This is a genomic window from Flavonifractor sp. An82 (assembly GCF_002159265.1).
Taxonomy (GTDB): domain Bacteria; phylum Bacillota; class Clostridia; order Oscillospirales; family Oscillospiraceae; genus Flavonifractor.
On the sequence record NZ_NFHG01000003.1, the window covers coordinates 125456 to 141931 of the forward strand.

16 protein-coding genes and 1 pseudogene are annotated in these 16476 nt (G+C 55.1%); 9 read left to right on the plus strand and 8 right to left on the minus strand.

The genetic code is table 11. The features are described from left to right. Positions 1 to 21 precede the first annotated feature (21 nt). The 4 genes from B5G34_RS05695 to B5G34_RS05710 all read left to right on the plus strand — a co-directional run bounded on the left by B5G34_RS05695 (position 22) and on the right by B5G34_RS05710 (position 5603). Complete coding sequence (locus tag B5G34_RS05695) at positions 22 to 807, plus strand: TIGR03915 family putative DNA repair protein (protein ID WP_087335078.1); 786 nt, start codon at positions 22 to 24, stop codon at positions 805 to 807. Positions 808 to 1065: 258 nt separating this feature from the next. Next, positions 1066 to 2613, plus strand: a complete 1548-nt coding sequence (rny, locus tag B5G34_RS05700) for a ribonuclease Y (RefSeq protein ID WP_087335080.1) — start codon at positions 1066 to 1068, stop codon at positions 2611 to 2613. 552 nt (positions 2614 to 3165) lie between these two features. Then, positions 3166 to 4236, plus strand: coding sequence for an AAA family ATPase (locus B5G34_RS05705; RefSeq protein ID WP_162609426.1), 1071 nt, complete (start codon positions 3166 to 3168; stop codon positions 4234 to 4236). Next, complete coding sequence (locus B5G34_RS05710; protein ID WP_087335084.1) at positions 4233 to 5603, plus strand: hypothetical protein; 1371 nt, start codon at positions 4233 to 4235, stop codon at positions 5601 to 5603. The genes B5G34_RS05705 and B5G34_RS05710 overlap by 4 nt, the downstream gene beginning before the upstream one ends. Positions 5604 to 5639: 36 nt before the next feature. On the opposite strand, the pseudogene B5G34_RS05715 reads toward B5G34_RS05710, so the two are convergent. From B5G34_RS05715 to B5G34_RS05740, 6 genes and pseudogenes are all read right to left on the minus strand, one after another. Continuing rightward, a pseudogene (locus B5G34_RS05715) lies at positions 5640 to 5786 on the minus strand (sporulation transcriptional regulator SpoIIID); the annotation flags it as partial. After that, positions 5773 to 7308, minus strand: coding sequence for a recombinase family protein (locus tag B5G34_RS05720; RefSeq protein WP_087335086.1), 1536 nt, complete (start codon positions 7306 to 7308; stop codon positions 5773 to 5775). The pseudogene B5G34_RS05715 and the gene B5G34_RS05720, both read right to left, overlap by 14 nt. A 93-nt stretch (positions 7309 to 7401) precedes the next feature. Next, positions 7402 to 7581 (minus strand): hypothetical protein, encoded by a 180-nt coding sequence (locus B5G34_RS05725; RefSeq protein ID WP_087335088.1) that lies wholly within the window; start codon positions 7579 to 7581, stop codon positions 7402 to 7404. A gap of 100 nt (positions 7582 to 7681) precedes the next feature. After that, entirely contained in the window at positions 7682 to 8452 is a 771-nt protein-coding gene (locus B5G34_RS05730; RefSeq protein WP_162609427.1) for a MobA/MobL family protein, read from the minus strand. 40 nt (positions 8453 to 8492) lie between these two features. Next, complete coding sequence (locus B5G34_RS05735; RefSeq protein WP_087335092.1) at positions 8493 to 9620, minus strand: type IV secretory system conjugative DNA transfer family protein; 1128 nt, start codon at positions 9618 to 9620, stop codon at positions 8493 to 8495. Between the two features lie 89 nt (positions 9621 to 9709). Next, complete coding sequence (locus B5G34_RS05740) at positions 9710 to 10816, minus strand: RecQ family ATP-dependent DNA helicase (protein ID WP_087335093.1); 1107 nt, start codon at positions 10814 to 10816, stop codon at positions 9710 to 9712. Positions 10817 to 11295: 479 nt separating this feature from the next. Between B5G34_RS05740 and B5G34_RS05745 the strand changes: the two genes are divergently transcribed. Together B5G34_RS05745 and B5G34_RS05750 are read left to right on the plus strand one after the other, a co-directional pair. Further along, positions 11296 to 11805 carry a hypothetical protein gene (locus B5G34_RS05745; protein WP_087335095.1) on the plus strand — a complete coding sequence of 170 codons (510 nt, stop codon included), beginning with the start codon at positions 11296 to 11298 and terminating at the stop codon, positions 11803 to 11805. Positions 11806 to 11821: 16 nt separating this feature from the next. Beyond that, complete coding sequence (locus tag B5G34_RS05750; RefSeq protein WP_087335096.1) at positions 11822 to 12043, plus strand: hypothetical protein; 222 nt, start codon at positions 11822 to 11824, stop codon at positions 12041 to 12043. Positions 12044 to 12524: 481 nt separating this feature from the next. Here the strand turns inward: B5G34_RS05750 and B5G34_RS05755 are convergent, their stop codons facing one another. Then, on the minus strand, positions 12525 to 12905 hold the full coding sequence (locus B5G34_RS05755; protein WP_087335098.1) for a hypothetical protein: 381 nt from the start codon (positions 12903 to 12905) through the stop codon (positions 12525 to 12527). Positions 12906 to 13010: 105 nt separating this feature from the next. Next, positions 13011 to 14087: a phage/plasmid primase, P4 family gene (locus B5G34_RS05760; RefSeq protein ID WP_162609428.1), complete on the minus strand. Its 1077-nt coding sequence runs from the start codon at positions 14085 to 14087 to the stop codon at positions 13011 to 13013. Between the two features lie 228 nt (positions 14088 to 14315). On the opposite strand from B5G34_RS05760, the gene B5G34_RS18405 reads away from it, so the two are divergent. From B5G34_RS18405 to B5G34_RS18715, 3 genes are all read left to right on the plus strand, one after another. Then, complete coding sequence (locus B5G34_RS18405) at positions 14316 to 15251, plus strand: hypothetical protein (protein WP_140397204.1); 936 nt, start codon at positions 14316 to 14318, stop codon at positions 15249 to 15251. After that, complete coding sequence (locus B5G34_RS05770; protein WP_087335104.1) at positions 15241 to 16107, plus strand: hypothetical protein; 867 nt, start codon at positions 15241 to 15243, stop codon at positions 16105 to 16107. Before B5G34_RS18405 ends, B5G34_RS05770 begins: the two co-directional genes overlap by 11 nt. Before the next feature lie 161 nt (positions 16108 to 16268). Then, on the plus strand, positions 16269 to 16421 hold the full coding sequence (locus B5G34_RS18715) for a hypothetical protein (protein WP_162609429.1): 153 nt from the start codon (positions 16269 to 16271) through the stop codon (positions 16419 to 16421). The last annotated feature ends 55 nt before the right edge of the window (positions 16422 to 16476 follow it).

The following is a 16476-nucleotide window of genomic DNA, read 5'->3' on the forward strand; positions in this document are numbered from 1 at the left end:
TCCCCTGGAAAGGAGGTCCCCATGGACTGGCCCAGGTTTTCCTATTCCTATGACGGCAGCTTTGCCGGTTTTCTCACCTGCGTCTTTACCGCCTACGCCAACAAGGAGGAGCCCGCCTGCTTCCTTGGCCCGGAGGAGGACCAGGCCGCCCTGTGGCCCCAGCGGACGGTGGATACCGACCAGCAGAAGGCCCGCCGGGTGTACCGATCTCTGGACAAAAAGCTGGGCTCCCAGGGCAAGCGGCTGGTGACCTACGGCTTTCTCACCTGCCTGCCCCAGCGGGAGCTCTGCCTGTGGGACTTTCTCAAGCTGGGGTATGAGCGGGGGCCGGCGGTGGTGCGGGATTTGACCGATCCCCGGGTGGCCGTGCTGGGCAAGGCGGTCCAGCATCTGACCCGGGAGGCCCACCTTTTGAAAGGCTTTACCCGCTTTTCCGACCAGGGCGGGGCCCTGGCCGGGGAGATTGCGCCCAAAAACCGGGTGCTCCCCCTGCTGCGGCCCCACTTTGCCGCCCGCTACCCCGGGGAGACCCTGATCCTCTACGACCGCACCCATCACGAGGCCCTCTTCTGCCAGAAGGGCCAGTGGGCCATCGTCCCCCTGGAGGAGTTTTCCCTGGGCAGGCCGGCACAGGGCGAGCTGGACTACCGGGAGCTGTGGCGACGGTTTTACGATACCATATCCATCGAGGGCCGCTATAACCCCAAATGCCGCATGACCCACATGCCCAAGCGGTACTGGGGCACCATGACGGAGTTTCAGCGGGAGGAGCCCCCCGCCCCCGGCGGCCACCTCCGGCCATTTTGAAGGACGCGCTGCATTTTGCGGCGCGTCCGCCCTTTTTCCCGGGAAATATGGCGGGGAAGGATTCTTCCGGAGACGAATTTCCTTGACAGAAGGGGCTTGCAGCCTTAAAATAGTTTCGGTGCATATTTTGAAGGGCAAGGGGTACGCTCTTCAAATTTTTGTGCGGGTCGGACAAATCCGGCCCCTCTGCCCATATGGAAATTTGAACAAAACGATTGAACGAAAAAATCCAAACAGATGGAGGTGTAGACCCGACTCATGTGGCAAGTGATATTAGCAGCCGTCATCGCCTTCGTGGTTGCGGCTGTGCTGTTTTTTGCCCTTGGCATCCAGTACCGCCGGAAGGTAGCCGAAAAGGAGATCTCCAGCGCGGAGGAGGAGGCCAAGCGCATCATCAACGAATCCATCAAGAGCGCTGAGAGCAAGAAGCGCGAGGCCCTGGTGGAGGCCAAGGAGGAGATCCTCCAGGCCCGCAACGAGTACGAGCGTGAGGTCAAGGAGCGCCGGGCCGACCTGCAGAAGCAGGAGCGGCGGCTCCAGCAGAAGGAAGAGAACCTGGACCGCAAGACCGAGAACATTGAGAAGAAGGAGGACACCCTGCAGCGCAAGCTGACCGAGCTGGAAGCGGCCCGGGAAGAGGTGGCCACCGTCAAAAAGACCCAGATGGAGGTGCTGGAGCGCATCTCCGGCTTTACCGCCGAGGAGGCCAAGGACTACCTGATCAGCCAGCTGGCTGACGAAGTGACCCACGAGTCTGCCATGAAGGTGCGGGAGATCGAGGCCCAGTTCAAGGAAGAAGCCGACCAGCGGGCCAAGGAGATCCTGTCCCTGGCCATTCAGCGCTGCGCCGCGGACCATGTGGCGGAAGCCACCGTCTCTGTGGTACCCCTGCCCAACGACGAGATGAAGGGCCGCATCATCGGCCGCGAGGGCCGCAACATCCGCACCCTGGAGACCCTGACCGGCGTGGATCTCAACATCGACGACACCCCCGAGGTGATCACCGTCTCCTGCTTCGACCCCGTCCGCCGGGAGATCGCCCGGCTGGCCCTGGAGAAGCTGATCCAGGACGGCCGTATCCACCCCACCCGCATCGAGGAGATGGTGGAGAAGGCCAAGCGGGAGGTGGACGCCACCATCAAGGCCGAGGGCGAGCGCGCCGTCTTCGAGACCAACGTCCACGGCCTGCACCCCGAGCTTATCAAGCTGCTGGGCCGGATGCGCTACCGCACCAGCTACGGCCAGAACGTGCTCAACCACTCCATCGAGGTGTCCCACCTGGCGGGCCTGCTGGCCGCCGAGATCGGCGCCGACATCACCGAGGCCAAGCGGGCCGGCCTGCTCCACGACCTGGGCAAGGCCATTGACCACGAGGTGGAGGGCTCCCACGTCCAGATCGGCGTGGAGCTGGCCCGGAAGTACCGGGAGAGCGAGAATGTGATCCACGCCATCGAGGCCCACCACAACGATGTGGAGCCCAAGACGGTGGTGGCCTGCCTGGTGCAGGCGGCCGACGCCGTCTCTGCCGCCCGGCCCGGCGCCCGGCGGGAGAACCTGGAGAACTACATCAAGCGTCTGGAGAAGCTGGAGGAGGTCACCTCCTCCTTCCCCGGTGTGGAGAAGTCCTACGCCATCCAGGCGGGCCGGGAGGTCCGCATCATGGTGGCCCCCGACAAGGTCAGCGAGGACCAGATGGTGCTGCTGGCCCGGGACATCGCCAAGAAGATCGAGGAAGAGCTGGAGTACCCCGGCCAGATCAAGGTGAACATGATCCGGGAGACCAAAGTGGTGGATTACGCCAAGTAATCAAAGAACAGACAACGAACCCCCGGCGGACACGGCCCGCCGGGGGTTTGTTATAAAGGAGATAATGAGGTGAGTACAATAAACACTGTATTTGAACCACTGAAATTTCCTGGAATGGAGAACTGCCCAAGGCAGATCAGTCAGGTGAAGGTAAAGGATATCGATCTTTACTTGTCAGACGCACAAAATGCCCAGCAGTTTGCCTATGCGAATGGAATCCATCATGATCCCTCAAAGAAAGACGATCCCAGCGGAAGGAAGTCGTCCATTGATATCATTGTTTATTGCTGCTGCTACGCCGATGAGTCGGCACAAGAAAATTATGCTGGGGCAAGATGGGCCAAAGAAAGCGGAAACTACAACCAATCTCTTAAAAAACTGTTTGGCAGCAAAAATATAGCGACTTCTTATCTGAAGGCACATGATGTCTCTGGCGAGATGACGCTAAAGCAGCTGTATGAGATATTACCTCGCACACAGGATCAAAAACAAATGGAATATATCCAAAAAATAGCTCAGTTAATTGGGCTTGATGATAAGGGAGAGGATGAGATGAATACGACCACCGGTAGCACAACCAATACGGAAGAGCGTCTCATTGACCTGATTCAGAACGGCCAGTACCAGATCATTCTTACCGGTGCGCCGGGCACAGGCAAGACCTATATGTCCAACCGGGTGGCCCGGCAGTTTGTGCGAGAGCAGGTAGAGGATCGATTTATTGCTCTAGGTATGGAGGCAGACAGCCTGGAGGAGGAGATTGCCGCCGCCCTCAAAGAGCGCATCAAAATGGTGCAGTTCCACCCCTCCTACGACTATACCGACTTTGTGGAGGGCCTGCGCCCGATCTCGGACAAGGACGACGGCAAGGACGACGGCAGGAACAACAGTATGCGGTTTGAAAAAATGGACGGTACCTTCAAGGCCTTCTGCCGCATGGTGGCGGAGAACAACGATGAAATGGATCAGGAGGACTGGCCCCTCTACTTCTTCCTCATCGACGAGATCAACCGGGCCGACCTGTCCAAGGTGTTCGGCGAGCTGATGTTCTGCATGGAGAAAGACAAGCGTGGTACGACCATCTACACTCAGTACCACAACCTGCCTACCTACGGTATTGAGGGGAAAGACGTCTTCGAAGATGGCTTTTTTATCCCCCCCAATGTGGTCATCATCGGCACCATGAACGACATTGACCGCTCAGTGGAGAGCATGGACTTCGCCCTGCGCCGCCGCTTTGTATGGGAGGAAGTACGGGTGGATGAAACCCTGCTTACCACCGTATTCCGGACCAAAAAGTTTTTTGAGGACAGAGACTATATCGAGGATCTGTCCGGGTGGATCATAGCATTTAACGACGCCATGAAGAGGGAAGTTACTTATCTCAACAGCGGCTACGACATCAGCCAGGGCCAGTTCAGCGACCTGCCGGAGTCGGCCAAGGGGTCCCTGGACGAGGTGCTGCAATGGGTGTGGACCTACCGGGTGGAGTCCCTGCTGAAGGAGTATCTGCGGGGTGACGGGCAGCTGAAGAATCACCTGGAGCATCTGAAGGCTGCCTGGTTTCCGCCGTCCTCCAAGGGCCAGGCCAACGGCCAGCCGGCTGGGGGCGGAGAGGCATGAGCGGCGGTACCGCAGGCGCGGGACCGGTGCGCTTGTTTGACTACTCCCCTGTCTCCGAGCCGGAGGTGCGCGATCTGTGCCGGCAGCTCCAGGCGGAGCTGGACGACGGACGGATTTCCGTGCTCTCCCCCTGGGCGGCGGAGGAGGAAAAGCGGCCTGTGCTCTTTGGCTCCTTCAACGGTGGTTACTACACCAAAAAATATGTGGGTTTTCTGTCCTATCAGGGCCGGGAGATCCAGATCGGCTCCCGGTTTGACCAGGACGGCGGAGGCTTTTTTCTCACCTATGTGTTGTCCAGGGCCCTGGATATCCCGCTGAAGGCATTTCCGGACCAGAAGACAGGCGCGGACGCCGGTATGAACTGGGATCTGCTGCTGGCGCTGCTCTTTATCGAGCAGCTGAAGGCGGCCTTTGTCCGGGGACTGTACCGCCAGTACCGCACCTTCCACTACAATGACGCCTCCCCCAAGGGGCGGCTGGACATTGCCCGGCACATCCGGCTTAACGGGATGCTCAACAACGGGAAATGCGCCTATGACGCCCGTGAGTATACCCTGGACAACCCGGTGAACCGGATCATCCTGCTGGCCTGGGACTGTCTGCTGCACAGGGGCGAAATGGTGCGCCGGGTGGTGGAGGAGCAGGCGGCTATCCACGGGGACCTGCGCATTGCGCTGCAGCAGCTGCGCTACTCCATTTCGGCCTTTGGGCAGCCATCGGTCCAGACCGTTTTGCAGCAGGCCTCCCGGCGGGTGACCCACACGGTGTACAGCCAGTATGAGCCCCTACGGCAGACCGCCCTGCTCATTGTGCGCCGGATGGGGCTGGAGGCCTTTCAAAAGGACACCCATCAGATGGCGGGGCTGGTCTTCCCCATGGACTGGATGTGGGAGCTCTTCCTGCAAAAGGCGGTGCTGTGTTCAAATGAGGGATGGACCGCCACCGCTCAGCATAAAGTCAAACTGCTGAAAAATGGACTGGGAAAGTGGGAATATACTGCCAGGCCGGACTTTTTGCTGAAAAAGGGTCCGGAGACGGTAGTGCTGGACGCCAAGTACAAGGTAGGCTGGGAGGAGCTTTACCTCGAAACCCCCGATTGGAACCGGGTAAGGGACGACCTGTACCAGGTCATCAGCTATCTGCATATCTTCGGCGCGTCCAGAGGGGGCGTGATCTTCCCGCTGCGTGAGGAGAGCGGGGAAATCCGTGCATATTCCCTCTGTGAGCGCTTGCCCGATCAGCTGGCTCTGGTCCCCCTCCCCATTCCTCAGCGAGGCCGATACGAAAGCTATGACCAGTATAGGGAGCTGTTTGACGAAAACTGCGCCAAAACAAGAGAGTATATTTTCCAAAGTATCTCGTCCTAAAAAGGAGCTGTGCGGCCATGACCGCACAGCTCCTCTTCATACCCCCTTATACTTACGCCGGGTGGCGATGCCCCCCCGGATATGGCGCTCCGCCTTGTTTTCCTCCAGCACCCCCTTTACCTGGAGGTAGAGGGGCCGGTTGAAGGCGGGCAGACGCTCGGACAGGTCCTTATGTTTCGTCGTGACGAATTAGAACGGTTCCATCCAAGCCCAAATCACCGAACAGGCGCAGATAGATATCCACATTCCCGTCCTTGTCCACCTCGATCTTCTGAATGATCCGCTTCAGCTGGGCATTGGTCATCTGCCGTACATCGGCAATGTCCTCGATCTCCTGGAAGGTCTGGTGCAGGATGGTTTCCAGCTGCTCCCCCTTGGTGAGGTGGTAAGACACCATTTTCAGCTCGTTTTCCAGCCGCTCGATCTCTTTGCGCATTCCACCGATCTTGTCGTTGAGTTCCTCCCGGCTAATAAGGTCATCGGCGTACATATCCATATATTTCTGCCGGGTCTTTTGCAGCTTGGCAAGCTGGGAAGTCAGTTCCTTTTCATAGTTCAGGTTTTCATCCTTTGCCCTGTAGACCCGCTGGAATTCCCCTACCACATAGCGGATGACATTCTTCTTTGCTTTCAGCAGCCCGGCGAAGTATTCCTGCAAAACCTCAATGAGTTCCTCCTCGTCTACCGTCACAGCGTTGGGGCAGTTGTCCGCCCCTTTGCCGTTGTGGCCGGAGCAGACCCAGCGGACGTAGGTATTCTTGTAAGTGCGGACAGTCCGCCGGAAGGACCAACCGCATTCTTTACATCGAATCAGAGTGGAGAACAGATACTTATTACTTTGTCTCATTTTTTCCACTTTGAACTGACGTCCTCGCTCCTCCATCATACGTTGCGCCTGTTCAAAGGACTCGGGGTCAATAATACACAGTTCCGGACGTTCTACGACCATCCATTCCGAGACATCCTTGTCTGCCCGTTGGCCGGTCAAAAAGTCAGTGACCTCCTGTTTGCCGTTGATGATCTTCCCCGTATAGAGTTCATTGGTCAGGATACGGCAGACGCCAGCCTGGCTCCATTGGCAATTTCTCTTGGTACGCAACCCCCGCTCGTTGAGCAGGATAGAGATTTTAGCTGCACCGTAGCCATCTTTGAGGTACCACTGGTAAATTTGGCGGATCACCGCAGCCTCTTTCTCATTGATAGCAAGATTGAAGTAGTCACCAATGGTCTTATCGTACCCGTAGACAATGTTGGGGACGCGGCCTTTTTCCGCGTTCATCTTCTTGCCGAATTTCACGCGCTTGGAGGTGTTGGCGCTCTCCTCCTGGGCCAGAGCCCCGAAGATGGTCAGCACAAATTCGCTGTTGCCCATGCTGGTCATGTTGGCGGTCAGGAACTGCGTTTCAATTCCTAGTGCCTTTAATTTACGAACATTTTGTAAGAGGTCAACGGTATTTCTAGCAAAGCGTGAAATGTCTTTGACTACCACCATCTCAAAAAGCCCATGCTCTGCATCCGCCATCATCCGCAGGAACTCCTTGCGGTTCTTTATTTTTGTCCCGGAAATACCCTCGTCGGCATAGAGGCGCACAAGATTATCTCCAGTGCGTTTGGTATATTCGGAAAAGAACTCTTTCTGCGCTTCCAGGCTGTTGAGTTGATCTTCCTTGTCGGTAGAAACGCGGCAGTAAGCAGCGATGTTCATAGCAAAACCTCTCAGTCACGATAAAACAGTTCGATTATGTCTGTATATTATCATGTGTAGTTTAAGATTTCAATAGAATAAGGGGTGTCCCACTTATGCAGGACACCCCTTATTCTCCCCTTTTCCGGTAGCATTCGCCATATCTGCAGCAGCCTGTATAGCCTGCTGCACCTTATTTTGATTGGCCTCTATCAGGATATTTAATATGTAGCCAGCGGTGGCTACCGCTGGATTTGGGTCATGAAACCGATAAGTAAGCTTGCGCTTTTTCACAACAGTAGCTCACCTCCTTGTGGCCTATTATATGTAAGCGGTTGTAAAAAATATCCTATCTTTTTTATCAAACATCTGCTATGCTGAGTACATAGCAGATTCATCGTCTTAACATAGGGGCAAGCTCTTGCTCCATCTGAAGCTGTCGCGCATACTCTTGGTTCCTGGCCGCCAAAGCGCGCCTGCGTACTCCGGCAGGTGTGACTTCTCCTCGCTGTTCCTTTTGCCAATCTACTAACGAGAGGTGGTTGACTGGCTCGCGGCCATAACAGCCCTGTACCAGAAGACTTTCGTGGCTGACCCGGATACTCAAGTCATTGCGCTCATAAGCTCGGTTCTGCACGAGGGCCCAATGTGCCCTCCAAATGGAGATGTGTTTCCTCTTGTCGCGTTCACGATCCTTCTTTTTGCTGAACCCACTGGGCTCTACAGTACGGGTGGGAACGATGATATGAACGTGGGGATTATTCCTTGAAGGATCCTGATTGTTGCGTCCTTCGTGTATTGCAGCGATTGCACACAGCCCCTGATCTAAGAAGTTTGCCTCTATGAATTCACTGGTGATCTGAATCAACTCCTGCTGGGGGAGTTCATTTGGGAGTGAACCCTTGAACTCCCTTGCGGTTCTGGCATCATAGCGGCGCTCTGCCCCTTCAATGGCATTACAGAGAGACTGGAGGTCGTGGAATGCAGGCGGTGCATTTGTGGGCTGGAAGATATTGTAATATAGTACATCCTGTCGCTGCTTGTAGTAGGTTGTACCCTGATAGGGGTCGTGCAGTCGTTTACCGCTGATATAGTTTGCCAGACGAGTAACAGAGCGGCCCTTGCCGCGGCTAATGACTTGCACCTCAAGGTGGTAGTTAGCCATGGATACCAATCCTTCCTCTTGATTTTTTCTGCCTGTCCACTTACACATCGATGCCCTGGGAGATAGATGTAGCACTGCTGCTGGCATCAGCTTGAAGCTGCTGAACTAGATCACGCCTGTTTGAAAGGTAGGACAAGAGGACTTCTATATGTTGGAATTGCTCCTTCGTTTCGGCCTGTGTTCGCCCTGGAACGATTTCGCTCAGTTCCGGGAAGTATTTCAAGACCAAGCCGCCAAGGATATACTTAAGGCGATCCTCCTGTCTGCGCTTATTATCGTTGGCCTGTTTTTGGGCAGTTCGACGCTGATGTTCCGCAGCTTGAGCTCGCTCGCTGGCGTTCTTTGTGCGCTCTTCAGTCATAAGAATCTTTGCTCCTTCGTTGCTACATATAGAGCTGCCTGACAGCTTGTTTGGAAGTTGCTTTGGACGGATACTCTCATTTTTGGGATATTTCTGCACTCGCAGGAAGCCGTGTGGAGTCAGCAGCAGAACCTCTTCCAGGGTGGCAAGTTCGTGTGGACAGACCATCCAGTCTCTTACTTCATTGACCTGCACACCGTACCCGATAATATTTTTCATAGAATCATCTAGCTGATAGCTGATGCCGTAATGCTGTTGGATACGGGTTCCAATTAGCTTACAAATAAATTCTTGTGTTTCCGGATCATTGGCCCGCAAAATAGCCTGATACTGGCAATTGTCAAGTATGATCCGCCTCTCTGAGACACCATAGATGGCATCAATTTGGGCGATGCTCTGAATGAAAATACAAATATTTACTTTTTTGCTCCGCAGGGTTGCCATTGCTGCCGGGAGCATATTCAGCTTTCCAAAGCGTGCAAATTCATCTAAAAGAAGCAACGCTTGCGGCACTTGCTCTGCCATAGGGCTGTATGCTTCAGGGCGCCGTTCCAGATAGTGGAGAAGCTGAGTTAGCATCAGATTAATTGCCCCGCCCCACTGCTCCACTTTATCTGCCGGTATACGCAAGAAGATATTGGTACCTTCCAGATCATCCCAAGTAAAGCATTTGGCTCCCTCCCGTGTTCCGCGGAAGGAATGACTGATATGTGGGTCGCTTGCGAAGAGCATGAGTTTGTTCCGCAGCCCACGATCAATGGCGGACAGCACATCGGCCTTTAAATGATCAGGATTGCCTAGGATCATCTTTACTTGAGGATCCTCGGAGGAGGAAAGCCTTTGACATAGCGAGGAACTAGCCGAACTCAAAATTTCGCAGATCGCTTCACTGAAGCTCAGTCCAAGCTTGAAGAAATAAAGTAGTCCAATGCCCTGAACTCCTGATTTTGTTCAATCACATAGCGGTTCAGATCATAGTCGGACTTGTTGTAAAGCAGAATACAACGGGCCTTGCCTCCATCCCTGCCTGCTCGTCCTGCCTGCTGGTAGTAGTCGATGAGGGATAGCGGGAGATTGTAGTGGATAATTAGGCGTACATCCGATTTATTGATGCCCATGCCGAAAGCCGAGGTTGCTACCATAATGCGGCGCTCTCCACGCATGAACGCCTTCTCATTACGTTTACGCTCTTTATTGGGCAGGTTGGAGCGGCAGATGGCAACTTGGTCGGGATACCACGTCTTGATCAGATCATAAACGGTATCGGCGTGCTTTTTGGTATTGCAGTAGATGATGCAGGAACCATCACCGGATTTCATGTGCCGCTTGAGCAGGTGCTTCAGTTTCTTCTGACGTGCCTCCTCCGAGACAAAGGAATAGGAGGAGAAGGTGAGCTTGGGGCGATAGAGGCTGACCACGTGCTCCTTTACGTGTTTCATATGCAGGAGCTGCTTAATCTGTTCACGATCTGCCATGGGAGCAGTGGCGGTCAGTGCAATCAACTGTGGGCGGCGGGATAAGGAATCCACAAAATCGCCGATTTCCAGATATGCCTTGCGGAATCCATAGCCCCAGGAGGTCACACAGTGGCACTCATCCACCACCAGCAGAGAAACAGGGATGTCCGACAATTCCAGCTTCCATAGAGATTCCGGTGTGGTATAGAGCAGGAGATAGCCGTATTGATCAAGGGCACTTTGCATGTCGGATTCATCCCACGATAGAACATCAGACGAACAAAACCCCACGGAAATATCGGACTGTTGCAGCTGCTCTACCTGGTCATGGAGCAGAGATAATGTGGGAACCACAACGATGGTCAATCCCCTCTTGATAAGGGCAATCACCTGGAAGATAGCGGACTTGCCGAAGGATGTGGGTGCGATTACAAGAAGATCATGACCATCCAACCCATCGTTGATAGCCCTGGCTTGGTCTTTCTTCAACTTGCCCTTGATCCCCAGTGTATTTGCCGCTTCTTTGACTGACTGTTTGAGATCCATAGAAAACACTTCCTTTCAGAATGGTTCTATAGATCTGTTGGTGGGTGATCAAAAGATAATGAGGTTTGGACTGCAAACATACCTCAATGGAATGATAAACAGCCACGCGCGGTATAACCGGAATATTCCAAGATATTCCGGTTATACCGCGCGTGGCTATGTCTATTTAATATTCCACGTCAGTTTATAAAAACTGTATCACCCAGTTCTCAAGATAAACAGAGGAATATCTGGCTGCTACACTTTTTATAAACTGCCATAAGATATGTGTATTTGGTTTGAGTTTACGCTGGTTCACTCAATTTTATAAAAATGTGGATAACTGCCTTAAGAGAGGGGATCAGAGGGGAAAGAAAAAGAAAATGGGTGAGAGAGGCTATGTGTATTATTAAGTGTATGATCATGGACAGCTTGAAAGGATCTTTACTTGCTAACCACATGAAATTGTGATAAACTGCAGATGAAAAGAGGTGGAGCTGTTGTTAGAGAACCTGTTTGTCTGGAATACTGATCTTTCAGAAAAAATTTCGGCAACAATTACTCCAGCAACCTCTGATGACCTGAAACAGACTATGGATTGGCAGACACAGTGGACTTCGCGTGCGGCCCGGGAAATGCCCAACAAGGTTGCTCTGCGCCGGAGGGACAATGCGGAGCTGCTTGGCCTGATGTCGTACGAGCTTGATGAAAAGGGACTGGCCGTTGAGATCATCTATCTGGAGAGCGCAGGCCATAGCAATGCGAATCTGCTGCACACCAAAGGTGGGCAGAAAAAATATATTGGGATTGCTAAAGCTCTCTTTGCCTATGCGGCGTCAGTATCTGTTGAGGCTGGTTTTGGAGGTGTCCTGTTTTTCAAGGCAAAAACCTCTGAGCTGCGGGAATACTATATACGGGAGTTTGGCGCGATGCCACTGGGCTCTTATGACCCGTTCCGCCTGATCATATGGGAGGATGCGGCAGAGCGTATTATTTCAGAATATCAGTAAGGAGGCGTATCCAAATATGCTGGAACAGAGACGTTCTTATCTTCAGAATATGGAGGAGCATGGTGCGGTTCACGGCTGGGTTGCGCCGCTGAACAGAGAAGATCGTGAATTTCTTGCCTACTTTCGATCTGTTTGTAAACGGTATAACATCGTGCCCTCTAAAGCCACGAAGCTGGAATATGATTTTGTGACCAGAGTTGCAGAGAGTGAGTTCTACCTGCAACGGGCAAACGGGTAATCGAGAAAAACTACCGCCATAAAGTCAACTTATTCGGAGAGATATCTGTACCCAATTCCCATTTAATTTCATTAAGGGCTGGAACCCTAGGCAGGAGTATGGGCTGACTACTATTTGACTACTAAAGCTACAGCACACTATGAAAAGCAAGAAAGAATACGAAAAGAAAATAAGCGTTTGTAGTATGTTTTAAGAACTTTCTTTGGATAAAAGAAAGAAAAAAGACCTCATAGTTACCATTGGTAAGGATGAGGTCTCCGGTTCAAATCCGGATAGCAGCTCCAACATTAAGCACTTGAAACCGTTGGTTTTGAGTGCTTTTTGTTTTATATTTACAACTTTTTGCGAAAAATAGAATCTTACTGAAATTCTTATTTTTCAAAAAGGATTGAGCAAAGGATTGAGCTGCCCCTGAAATTGTGTAGCTGATACAACAAAGAATACCCCCGGCCCGGTGAAGGGGTCGGGGGTTTCCTGTGTGTTAGGGGTCGATATAGTAGACTTGTCCCGTGGCCTTGTCGGTCACCACGATCAGCGCCCCGGCCAGCTCGATTTTCACGGTGTCAGTGTTGGCGGAAGTCCGGGCAATGCAGCGGGCTTGCATCTGCTCCAGCGTGGGCTGCTGGGTGGTGAGTTTTCTGGTGGTGGTGTAGCCGTATTCGGTGCCGGTGGTCTTGTCTGTTATAGTGGTTTCTGCGCCCTCCAGGACGATTTTCAAGGTGGCGGTGTCGAACAGTGTCACAGCCTCCGGCGTGGCTTGCGCGGCCTCTACGGGGCTACTGGTGGGTATTTCAGGGGTTGCGGCACATCCAGCCAGCATGACAGCGAACACAAGGCAGAAAGCGACAATCAGTTTTTTCATACCGCCGCCCCCTCTCCACTGGTGGCTCCATCTGCGGCCACGCTTGCGGCCACAGCCTCCAGGTCTGCAAGGTTGGGATTTGCTTCAATCTTTGCCTGCAAGAGTTTAGTTTGACCGGCTCCCCTGTGTGGGGATGGTGGCCCGGAAGGGTACCACAATCAGCCGCCGCCAGGTGCCGGGGTCGGTGCTGCCCACACGGGGCAAGTGGTTGGTGAACAGGCACAAGGTATGGGAAGGGGTGAAGGTTTCCGGCATCCGGTATTTTTCCTCTGCGGTGATCCGGTCGGTGGAGCATACCCTTTTCAGCGTGGCAACGGACAGCCGCCGCCCTTCCTCCAGCTCTCCGGCAATCACAAGGCGCTTGCCTCGCAGGGTCGCCAGGGCTGCGCCTCTGTTCTGCCGGTCGGTGGTAAAGGTGTCGATGTCGATACTCCCGGCATAGTCGCCCAGGACAGCGGCCAGGGCATTAAAGAAGGTGCTTTTGCCGTTCCGCCCCGCTCCGTGGGCCAGAATCAGCCCTTCATGGTAGACTTTGCCGTGGAGGGCCATACCCGCCACAAGCTGGAGGAATCCCCGCAAGCTGCCGTCCCCCCGGGTGATGGTGTCCAGGAAGTCCGTCCACATCTGCGCCCCCTGTTCTCCGGGGGAGGCGGTGGTGATCTGGCTGCATCGTGCCGCCCGGTCATGGGGCCGTAGTGCCCCGGTATTCAGGTCAACGATACCGGCGGGGGTGTTCAGGTCTGCCGGGTTTGCGTCCAGGGTATCAGCCTTGACTACAAAGGCGGGTTTTGACAGCTCCAGCATATTTTTTAGCCGTCCGGCGCTGCGGGTCTGCTTTGCATGGGTGAGGTATGCTTTTGCACTTGCGGCCCGGTTGGTGGCCCGCTCCATGTCCTCCGGCTTGCTTGTACCCTCCGCCTCTGCCGCCTTTGCCTCTGCCATAGCCACAAGAGCGGCCCGGTTCTCCCGCTGTGCATCTGCCAGCATTCCCCCGGATAGTTCGGTTGCCAGGGTGAGGGCTTTGTGGTCGCTGCGTTCCCAGCGTTGACTGTTCCACACCATCCAGCCCAGGGCATCGGAAAAGAGAAGGGTGTCCCGATACTTCCGGGTAAATGCCTCAGCGTTGCCAGCGTCCGAAAAATCCGGCGGTCTGACTTGCTCCGGCGGGCATTTTGAGGGCATTTTGAGGACATTTTCGGGTGATTTTAGGGGGTATGTATGCGGCTTATAGGAGGCGCTGCAAGTGCGGATAGCCTCCGCAATGGTCAAGGCCCCATAGGTGCTGCCGCTCTGCCGCCTGTCCCATTTCTCCCTCATAAGGCCGGACGATCTAAAGAGCCTATCCATCTGTCCGGCGTTGCATCCTGTCCAAAAGGCCAGGGCGTTACAGAGGGCCATGTCTGCCTCTGAATGACTGCCATAGCCGGAAGTATCACCATTCCATATCAGAAGCACAGGTCCCTGACCAATTACGAGAACATCCCCCTGCTGATGATTCCCTCGGCGGAGCCGCTGATCCGGGACGCCAACGACTGGGAGGCCCGGTTTGAGACGGTGCGCAGCACCTTTTCCTCCCGGGTGGGACAGATCTGCAACGCGGCCCTGGATCGGAGCATCATCGCCTACAACGAGAACTCCGACGACGAGGAGCGGCGGCGCTGCCGGGAGGAAACGGAGGTGCTGGCCATCCTGACAGGGCTGGACAGGGACATTCTGAACCGGGTGGCCGCACTGTTGAAGGACTACGAGTCCTGCCTGTCCCGGATCCGGGCCTGCCGGGCAGAGATCAAGCAGAAGCGCAGGAGGAGTGACGTGGAGCGGATTTTATTCTCCAGGGGTCAGGAGGACAGCTGGGATACCGACGAGCTGTACGCCCAGCTGAGTGCGCTGCCACCGGAACGGGTATCCGAAATACTGGAGGCCCTGCGGCAGGAGAAGTGGCAGTTCTTGGGTGAGGAGGCCCGGGAGCAGTTCCTGCTTGCCTGGCTCCCGGAGTTCCAGCCGCTGTTTGACCTGTTCTCTGACTTCCGTTGCGGCGGCTGCCGGGTGCTGGGGAACCTCCTTTGCGACATCAACGAGGAGCACGAGGCCCAGGCCCGCAAGCAGCTGAGCCGCCCCGAAGATTCCCCGGCCTTTGCCGATATGATGGGGGCCTATCTGCAAAAAAGCGGCTCCCAGGGCTGGCGGGAGGCGGTGTCCGCCCGGTGCCGGAAGCAACTGGATCAGATCGTGAAGCCGGCCATTGCCGTGCGTTATGTGGCGGCGCTGGGGAAGCGGAATCTGCTGTGGGATCTGCTGCTGGACGCCCTGGAGCCCAATATCCTGGAGGTGCGCCATGCTGAATGAGTGGCAGGAATTTTTGGACTATACGGGGCCAGTCTGTTACCAGGCCGTGGGCAAGAGGGACACAACCTGGCTGGGGCGGTTCACCTTCGAGGCCCTGCGGGATTTCAGCGGTCTGGCCCGGATTCTGACTATCTTGGCCCGGGGGGTTTTGTTCCACGCGCCGGATGGGGCGGAGCTCCCCGGCGACCCTCGCAGCCGGCTGGAGAAGGCCCGCCGAGGCCTCTGTGCCTGGTGCAGCATTCCGGAGAAGCCAAACAGCCGGAAGGAGTGGCAGTACCATACGGAATTCCCTGAGCTCCATGGGGAGTTCCCTAAGCTGGTGGACGAGGCGGGGCTGGGCTGGTTTGCCCGCCACTTCCACAGCGCCATGGGCTTTGCGAAGAAACATCCCGACCTGGTGCGGAAGAACTATGCGGAGGCGGCAGAAGACCTGGACAAAAAGTTTGACCGGGTGTGGCGGGACAAGGTCCGGCAGTTCCAGACACTGCTGTTCTCCCCCGCCACGGAGGGTGCCTGGGTACTGCGGTTCGACGACGTGATTGCCGACGCCCTGGAGCTGGGGCCCCTGCGCCGGACGGAGGCTGGCCTGCCGGCGGAGCTGGCGGAGCGGCTCGACCGGGCCTGCCCGGAAACGGTGCCGCCCCAGGTGCTCCGCACCCTGGTCGCCTACTACATCGCCAACCGGCCGGAGGACAGTGACTGGGTGGTGCTCCCTGTCATGAACTTCGACTGTTACTTTGGGGACACCAAGTTCGGCCGGAAATACCTGGCCATGCTCCCGGACGAGATCATCCAGCGGAGCAGCAGCTTCGGCGTCAGCCGCTATCGAGTGCGAGAGGAATATTTGCCCAAATAAGTGACGGGGCTGGCCGTACGGTCAGCCCCGTACTCTTTGTCAACAGTGTATCAAATGATAATTCAAGCAGGAATGCCTCGGTAGCTTTGCCGCTTCATTGTATCTCAGCAAATTTTTTGGTATACTGAGGGCACAAGACTGCATAATGGGTGGTGGGCTTCATGCACATTGAGATGACGGAGCAGCAGATGCGTACACGGGGCGGGGTGCTGGATGAGCTGCTGGAAAAAGCTTTTGACGCTGCGGTGATCGTGAACTGGGAGGGGCGCTTTGTATACAACACAAAGGGCTCCCTGAGCTATGCCGCCTTGTGATAGTTATTTACTTCCTTATCACTGCCCCGGACATGATAGAGCTCCTCGGTTGTTT

Coding starts and splice junctions, on each gene's coding strand:
- B5G34_RS05695 (WP_087335078.1), top strand. CDS start 22: ATGGACTGGCCCAGGTTTTCCTATTCCTATGACGGCAGCTTTGCCGGT.
- rny (WP_087335080.1), top strand. CDS start 1,066: ATGTGGCAAGTGATATTAGCAGCCGTCATCGCCTTCGTGGTTGCGGCT.
- B5G34_RS05705 (WP_162609426.1), top strand. CDS start 3,166: ATGAATACGACCACCGGTAGCACAACCAATACGGAAGAGCGTCTCATT.
- B5G34_RS05710 (WP_087335084.1), top strand. CDS start 4,233: ATGAGCGGCGGTACCGCAGGCGCGGGACCGGTGCGCTTGTTTGACTAC.
- B5G34_RS05720 (WP_087335086.1), bottom strand. CDS start 7,308: ATGAACATCGCTGCTTACTGCCGCGTTTCTACCGACAAGGAAGATCAA.
- B5G34_RS05730 (WP_162609427.1), bottom strand. CDS start 8,452: ATGGCTAACTACCACCTTGAGGTGCAAGTCATTAGCCGCGGCAAGGGC.
- B5G34_RS05735 (WP_087335092.1), bottom strand. CDS start 9,620: ATGATCCTAGGCAATCCTGATCATTTAAAGGCCGATGTGCTGTCCGCC.
- B5G34_RS05740 (WP_087335093.1), bottom strand. CDS start 10,816: ATGGATCTCAAACAGTCAGTCAAAGAAGCGGCAAATACACTGGGGATC.
- B5G34_RS05750 (WP_087335096.1), top strand. CDS start 11,822: ATGCTGGAACAGAGACGTTCTTATCTTCAGAATATGGAGGAGCATGGT.
- B5G34_RS05755 (WP_087335098.1), bottom strand. CDS start 12,905: ATGAAAAAACTGATTGTCGCTTTCTGCCTTGTGTTCGCTGTCATGCTG.
- B5G34_RS05760 (WP_162609428.1), bottom strand. CDS start 14,087: ATGCCCTCAAAATGCCCGCCGGAGCAAGTCAGACCGCCGGATTTTTCG.
- B5G34_RS18405 (WP_140397204.1), top strand. CDS start 14,316: ATGACTGCCATAGCCGGAAGTATCACCATTCCATATCAGAAGCACAGG.
- B5G34_RS05770 (WP_087335104.1), top strand. CDS start 15,241: ATGCTGAATGAGTGGCAGGAATTTTTGGACTATACGGGGCCAGTCTGT.
- B5G34_RS18715 (WP_162609429.1), top strand. CDS start 16,269: ATGCACATTGAGATGACGGAGCAGCAGATGCGTACACGGGGCGGGGTG.